Here is a 6,716-nt window from a genome sequence, read left to right as displayed (position 1 = left end):
CGGACTGCGTGAGGTCCTTCCAGGTGCCGGAGACACCCTGCACCTCGGCCTGACCGCCGAGGATGCCCTCCGTACCCACCTCACGGGCCACCCTGGTGACCTCCTGGGCGAACGACGACAGCTGGTCGACCATCGTGTTCAGGGTGTTCTTCAGCTCCAGGATCTCCCCGCGCGCGTCCACGGTGATCTTCTGGGAGAGGTCACCGCGCGCCACCGCCGTGGCGACCTGCGCGATGTTGCGTACCTGGGCCGTCAGGTTGCCGGCCATGCCGTTCACGGAATCCGTCAGGTCCCGCCACACACCCGCGACCCCGGGCACCTGCGCCTGCCCGCCCAGGCGGCCCTCCGTGCCGACGTCCCGCGCCACCCGGGTCACCTGGTCGGCGAAGGCGGACAGCTGGTCCACCATGGTGTTGATCGTGTTCTTCAGCTCGAGGATCTCGCCCCGCGCGTCGACATCGATCTTCTGCGACAGGTCACCGCGCGCCACGGCCGTCGTCACCTGGGCGATCTGCCGCACCTGGGACGTCAGGTTGCCGGCCATGAAGTTGACGGAGTCCGTCAGCTCCTTCCACGTCCCCGACACGCCGTCCACCCGGGCCTGACCGCCCAGCCGGCCCTCCGTACCCACGTCCCGGGCCATCCGCGTCACCTGGTCGGCGAAGCTCGACAGCTGGTCCACCATCGTGTTCACGGTGTTCTTCAGCTGGAGCATCTCACCGGACACGTCCACGGTGACCTTCTGCGACAGATCACCGTTGGCCACCGCCGTGGTCACCTGGGCGATGTTGCGCACCTGCCCGGTGAGGTTGCGGAACGCGGTGTTGACGGAGTCCGTCAAGTCCTTCCACGTACCGGCCGCCCCCGGCACCTGCGCCTGGCCGCCCAGCTCGCCCTCGACACCGATCTCCCGCGCGACCCGCGTCACCTCGGCACCGAACGCCGACAGCTGGTCCACCATCCCGTTGACGGTGTTCTTCAGCTCCAGCATCTCGCCGGCCACGTCGACGGTGACCTTCTGCGACAGGTCACCACTGGCCACCGCGGTCGTCACGGCGGCGATGTCCCGCACCTGCGTGGTCAGGTTCCGGAACACCGTGTTGACCGAGTCCGTCAGGTCCTTCCACGTCCCCGCCGCGCCCGGCACGTTCGCCTGCCCGCCGAGCCGGCCCTCCGCACCGACCTCGTTCGCCACCCGCGTGACCTCGTCCGCGAAGATCCGCAGCGTCTCGGTCATCTGGTTGATGGTCTCCGCGAGCTGCGCCACCTCCCCGCGCGCGGGGACGGTCACCTTCTGCGACAGGTCACCGTTGGCGACCGCCGTCGTCACCTGCGAGATCCCCCGCACCTGCGCGGTCAGGTTGCCCGCCATCGTGTTGACGGAGTCGGTCAGCTCCTTCCACACGCCGGCCACCTCGGGAACCTGCGCCCGGCCGCCCAGGATGCCCTCGGTACCCACCTCCCGGGCCACCCGCGTGACCTCCGACGAGAAGGCCGACAGCTGGTCCACCATCGTGTTGACGGTGTTCTTCAGCTCCAGCATCTCGCCGGCCACGTGGACGGTCACCTTGCGGGACAGATCGCCCTTGGCGACCGCCGTCGTCACCAGCGCGATGTCCCGCACCTGGGCGGTCAGCCGGTCCGCCATCGTGTTGACGGACTCGGTCAGGTCCTTCCACGAACCGGACATGCCGCGCACCCGGGCCTGACCGCCGAGCTTGCCCTCGGTGCCGACCTCGCTGGCCACTCGCGTGACCTCGTCCGTGAACGTCGACAACTGGTCGACCAGGTTGTTGACGGTACGGCCGACCTTCAGGAACTCACCGCGCAGCGGATGCCCCGTGCCGTCGTCCGCCGCCTGGGTCCGCAGCTCCATCCGGGGCGACAGATCGCCCTCGGCGACCGCCGTGAGCACCCGGCCGACCTCGGAGACCGGCCAGACCAGATCGTCCACCAGCGCGTTGGAGTGGTCGATGGCCGCCGCCCAGGAGCCCTCGCAGGCCCCCGTCTCCAGCCGTTCCGTGAGTTTTCCCTCACGTCCCACCATCCGGCGCACCCGCGCCAGCTCGCCGGTCAGGTGCAGATTGCGGTCGGCCACCTCGTTGAAGACGGCCGCGATCTCCGACATGACACCGTCGCCGGACACCGTGAGCCGCTTGCGGAAATTGCCGTCCCGCATCGACACCAGAGCCGCCAGCAGCCGGTTGAGGGCAGCCGTGTCCACGGCGGTGGTACCGCCGCTCCTGCCCAGGGACGGTCCGCCTTTCGCGCGCGTCTTCGTGCCTCGCGTCGCCGCGCCAGACTCCACTGTGTCCCTCCCGGAGGGGTAGACCGTTACTGCTGTGCTCGGCCGCTTCGGCCCCGGCGTGCCGGTCATCGGCACACCGGTTGCTTCCGCGTACCGGTGACTCCTGCGTTTGCCTGCCAGACGAGATCCGGCCTCACCAGGGGCTGCTGCCCACCCCGCACGGAACCCAAGCAGCCCGGCCCGACTCCATCAGAAGCCTGCCCAGTGTTTCACCCCGGCCCAACCAGGCCATAACAGTTCGGCAGCTTCGCACATCGTCCGCACACCCGGGGGGCGTAAACACCCGCGACCGGCATCCGCTCGGACGGCGAAGGTAAGTAACCTTGCATGCGGCTGTCCAGCCGCACCGGTCCGACCGGTCTGGGCGGTGGCACGAGTACGAGCGGGCATCGGAGGGGCGGCCGGACACCATGACCACCGGACTGATCCCCGGGGGACAGCCCCCGGAGCCACAGCCGACGGGCGAGCTGATGCCGCAGCAGCGGCGCGAGCCGGCCGGCCCCGCAGCCCTGCATGTCGACGACCGGCCGAGGAGTTTTGTGATCACCGCGCGCGCGGCTGCCAGTTTCGAGCCCGTCGGACGATCGGTCGCGACCGCCCGGTCCTTCGTCCGCGACACCCTCCAGGGCTGGGGCTTCGCCGACATCGTCGACGACGCGGTCGTCCTCACCAGCGAGCTGGTGACCAACGCCGTCGTCCACGCCGGCACCCACGCCGAGGTGCTGTGCCTGCGCACCGAGGACGGCGTGCGCATCGAGGTCGCCGACCGCTACCCGGAGCGCGAGGTACCCCTGCAGAGCTCCACCGCCACCATGGGCAGCCCCGACCGCGAGGGCGGCCGCGGCCTCCAGCTCTGCGCGGCCCTGGCCACCCGCTGGGGCGTGGACTACACCCCCACCCACAAGAACGTCTGGTTCCAGCTCGACCTGCCCGAGCGCCCCGTCGGCACCCGCTCCGCCGGCCCCGCCCTGCCCGCCGACCTGCTCCCGCTGGCCGACGGCCGGGTCCGCGTCGCCGTCCTCCAGGTCGACCGCAAGGGCGGCATCAGCGCCTGGAACGAGGACGCGGAGGAATTGTTCGGCTACCCGGCGGCCGACGTCATCGGCAAACCCCTCACCGAGCTGGCCGCCTGGCCGCACACCCCGGGCACCGGCACCGGCATCGCCGAGGCCCTCCGGCTCTCCCGCTGGGAGGGCACCTACGGCATCCGCGGCGCCGACGGCCGCGTGGCCCAGGTGTACGCCTCCCACCTGCGCGTCCGCGACACCGGAGGCGAGCCCTCCACCGTCTGCCTCCTGGTCCGCGACCACGAACGCGCCGTCCTGCAGTCGCCGCCCCGGATGCCGGCCACCGACCAGTCCCCGGCCTCCGACGGGCAGAGCACCGACCCCTTCGAGGTCTTCATCGGCTCCCCCGCCCCGGACGACCTCGACGGCCTGCTCCAGCGCACCGTGGAACGGGCCCGCGACATGCTCGACGCCGACTCCGCCTTCCTGCTGCTCGCCACCGACGACGAGACGGAGCTGGAGGTCCGCGCCTCCACCGGCCTGCCCTCCGCGCGCCAGCGCTTCGCGCGCGTGCCCGTCGAGGCGGGCCCCGGCCGCTACGGCTCCGCCCGCATGCCCGCAGTCCACGACGACCTCGCCGCCGTCCCCGGAGCCGTACCCCTGCTCACCGGCACCGGCATGCGCTCGGTCGTCACCGTCCCGCTGAAGGTCGAGGGCCGCCTCACCGGCTCCCTCGGCGTCGCCGCCGAGGCGCCCGGCCGGTACACCAACGAGGAGGCGCTGCGCCTGCAGTTCGCCGCCGACCGCATCGCCCTGGCCGTCGAATCGGCCCGCCTCGGCGAACTGGAACGGCTGCGCCGCGGCTCGCTCAGCTTCCTGGTCGAGGCCTCCGACCTGCTGGCCGGCACCCTCGACCGCGACCAGACGCTGGCCCTGATGGCCCAGATGACCGTCCCCACCCTGGCCACCTGGTGCGCGGTCTACACCATCGCCGACCAGGCCTCCGAGCCCTACCTGTCGTACGTCCTGCACGAGGACGAGGAACTCATCGACGGCATCAAGTCGTTGCTGTCGAAGATCTCCCCGCCGGACCCGGTGCCGACGCCCGGCGCCCGGGTGTGGACCACCCCCGCCGAGGTCGCCCACCAGGCCGCCCTGCGCAGCTCCATGCGCAGCCTCGGACTGTCCGGCGGCTCCGCCCACCAAGTCACCTCCGGCATCGGCCCCACGCTCGCCACGGCCTCCGCGGTCGGCGGCGAGACGGTCGTCCTGCCGCTCGTGGCCCGCAACCGCGTCATCGGCATGCTCACCCTCGGCAAGCCCACCGACGAACACTTCCGCCAGGAGATCCTGGAACTCGCCGAGGACCTGAGCCGCCGGGCCGCCCTCGCCCTGGACAACGCCCGCCTGTACTCGGAGCGCACGGCCATCAGCCAGTCCCTCCAGCGCAGCCTGCTCCCGCCGGGCCTGCCGCACATCGACGGCGTCGAGGTCGAGGTCATCTACCGCGCGGCCGGCGAGGGCAACGAGGTCGGCGGCGACTTCTACGACCTGTTCCCCATCGGCAACGGCGCGTACGGCTTCGCCATCGGCGACGTCTGCGGTACGGGCCCCAACGCGGCCGCCGTCACCGGCCTGGCCCGGCACGCCTTGCGCCTGCTGGCCCGCGAGGGTTTGTCCGGGCCCGCGGTGCTGGAGCGCCTCAACTCCGCGATCCTCGACGAGGGCGACCGCAGCCGCTTCCTGACCCTGCTCTACGGCGAGCTGCGCCCCCAGGAGGACGGCAGCGCCGAGCTGAAGGTGGTCTGTGCCGGGCACCCCCTCCCGCTGCGCCTGCGCCAGGACGGCACGGTGACGGCGGCGGCCGAACCGCAGCCGCTGCTGGGCGTCATCGAGGACCTGGACCTCTACGAGGAGACGGTCACCCTCGACCCGGGTGACGTCCTCCTGTGCGTCACGGACGGCGTCACGGAACGCCGGGAAGGCACGCGCATGCTGGGCGACGACGGCCTCGCCGACGTCCTCACGACGTGCACGGGCCTGACGGCGGGCGCGGTCGCGGCCCGCATCATGCGCGCGGTCGAACGGTTCGCCTCGGACGCCCCTTCCGACGACATGGCGATCCTGGCGATGCGGGTGCCGGGAATCCACAGGGACGTGTGAGGACACAGCAAAAAGGCCCCACCCGGAAGGGTGGGGCCTTTTGTCGGAGCCCCCAAACGGAATCGAACCGTTGACCTTCTCCTTACCATGGAGACGCTCTACCGACTGAGCTATAGGGGCCTGTCGTTTCCGAGGTTTCCCTCGCGGCGACGAAGAAACTGTACCCCGAGCGGGCCCCAGTTCCCAAATTCGTTCGGCGCCCGGTCAGAATGCGGGCTGGAGCAGCCCGCCCAGGGCGTTGCAGGCGGACACGACCCGGTGCATTTCCCTCTTGGTGAGGGCCGCGTCCACGGGCAGCGCGAGGGTCTCGTCGGCGGCCGCTTCGGTCACCGGCAACGACACGTGCCGGCGGAACTCCGGCAGCCGGTGCACGGGCGTCTTCACCGGCACCCGGCACGCGACGCCCCTGGCCCGCAGCGCCCGGGCGAAGGCGTCCCGGTCCGGCCGGCCGTTCCCCGGCACCCGCACGACGTACTGCTGATACGTGTGCCCGGTCCCACCGTCCGGCGTTTGGACGCCCTTCAGCCTGGCGTCGAGATAGGCGGCCCGCTCCCTGCGCTGCGCCAACTCGTCGTACGGCGCGTCGCATTCGCCCTGCTCCAGCACCAGCAGCCCGTGCCGCTGCCCGAGCGTGTGCAACCGCCCGATGTCGGCACGCCGTCCGAAGCGGTGGACGACAACCACCGCGGCGGTACGGGAGGTTACGACCGCCTCGACCGCATCCGGATCCAGGCAGTACGTCACCGGGTCTATGTCGGCGAACATCGGGAGCGCGCCGGCCAGGGTCACGGCCTCGGCGACCTCGACGTTCCCGAAGGCCGGTACGACGACCTCGTCACCGGCTCCGACACCGGCGGCCCTGAGCATTGCTGCAGTTCCCATGTCCGGGATGCTGGGCCCGCAACGTGAACGACACGTTACGCACAAAGAAAAAAGGCCGGACCCCGAACCGAAGTTCAGGATCCGACCTTTTCAATAATTGTTCGGCGGCGTCCTACTCTCCCACAGGGTCCCCCCTGCAGTACCATCGGCGCTGTGAGGCTTAGCTTCCGGGTTCGGAATGTAACCGGGCGTTTCCCTCACGCTATGACCACCGAAACACTATGAAACTGAACGCCGCACCATGCGTGGCAGCATGGGGCTGTTCGTGGTTTCAGAACCAACACAGTGGACGCGAGCAACTGAGGACAAGCCCTCGGCCTATTAGTACCGGTCACCTCCACACGTTACCGTGCTTC

Annotated in this window: 3 protein-coding genes, 1 tRNA gene and 1 rRNA gene; 1 reads left to right on the top strand and 4 read right to left on the bottom strand. The window is 70.7% G+C overall.

The genetic code is table 11. The features are described 5' to 3' along the window. Positions 1 to 2,224 (bottom strand): HAMP domain-containing protein (locus IE312_RS41065; RefSeq protein ID WP_229900222.1); only part of this gene is annotated, 2,224 nt, incomplete at its 3' end. A gap of 494 nt (positions 2,225 to 2,718) precedes the next feature. Here IE312_RS41065 and IE312_RS20790 point away from each other — a divergent pair. Then, complete coding sequence (locus IE312_RS20790; protein WP_189983865.1) at positions 2,719 to 5,478, top strand: SpoIIE family protein phosphatase; 2,760 nt, start codon at positions 2,719 to 2,721, stop codon at positions 5,476 to 5,478. Positions 5,479 to 5,525: 47 nt separating this feature from the next. Here IE312_RS20790 and IE312_RS20785 read toward each other — a convergent pair. The 3 genes from IE312_RS20785 to rrf form a co-directional block, all read right to left on the bottom strand. Continuing rightward, positions 5,526 to 5,598, bottom strand: a tRNA-Thr gene (locus tag IE312_RS20785). An 84-nt stretch (positions 5,599 to 5,682) separates the two neighbouring features. Next, entirely contained in the window at positions 5,683 to 6,345 is a 663-nt protein-coding gene (locus IE312_RS20780) for a DegT/DnrJ/EryC1/StrS family aminotransferase (protein WP_189984008.1), read from the bottom strand. A gap of 114 nt (positions 6,346 to 6,459) precedes the next feature. Next, positions 6,460 to 6,576: ribosomal RNA gene (rrf, locus tag IE312_RS20775) — 5S ribosomal RNA — on the bottom strand. Positions 6,577 to 6,716 lie beyond the last annotated feature (140 nt).

The sequence above is a fragment of the Streptomyces capoamus genome, assembly GCF_014654935.1.
GTDB classification, from domain to species: Bacteria; Actinomycetota; Actinomycetes; order Streptomycetales; family Streptomycetaceae; genus Streptomyces; species Streptomyces capoamus.
The sequence above is the reverse complement of the archived record's forward strand: the minus strand, read 5'-3'. Positions and strand labels throughout refer to the sequence as shown.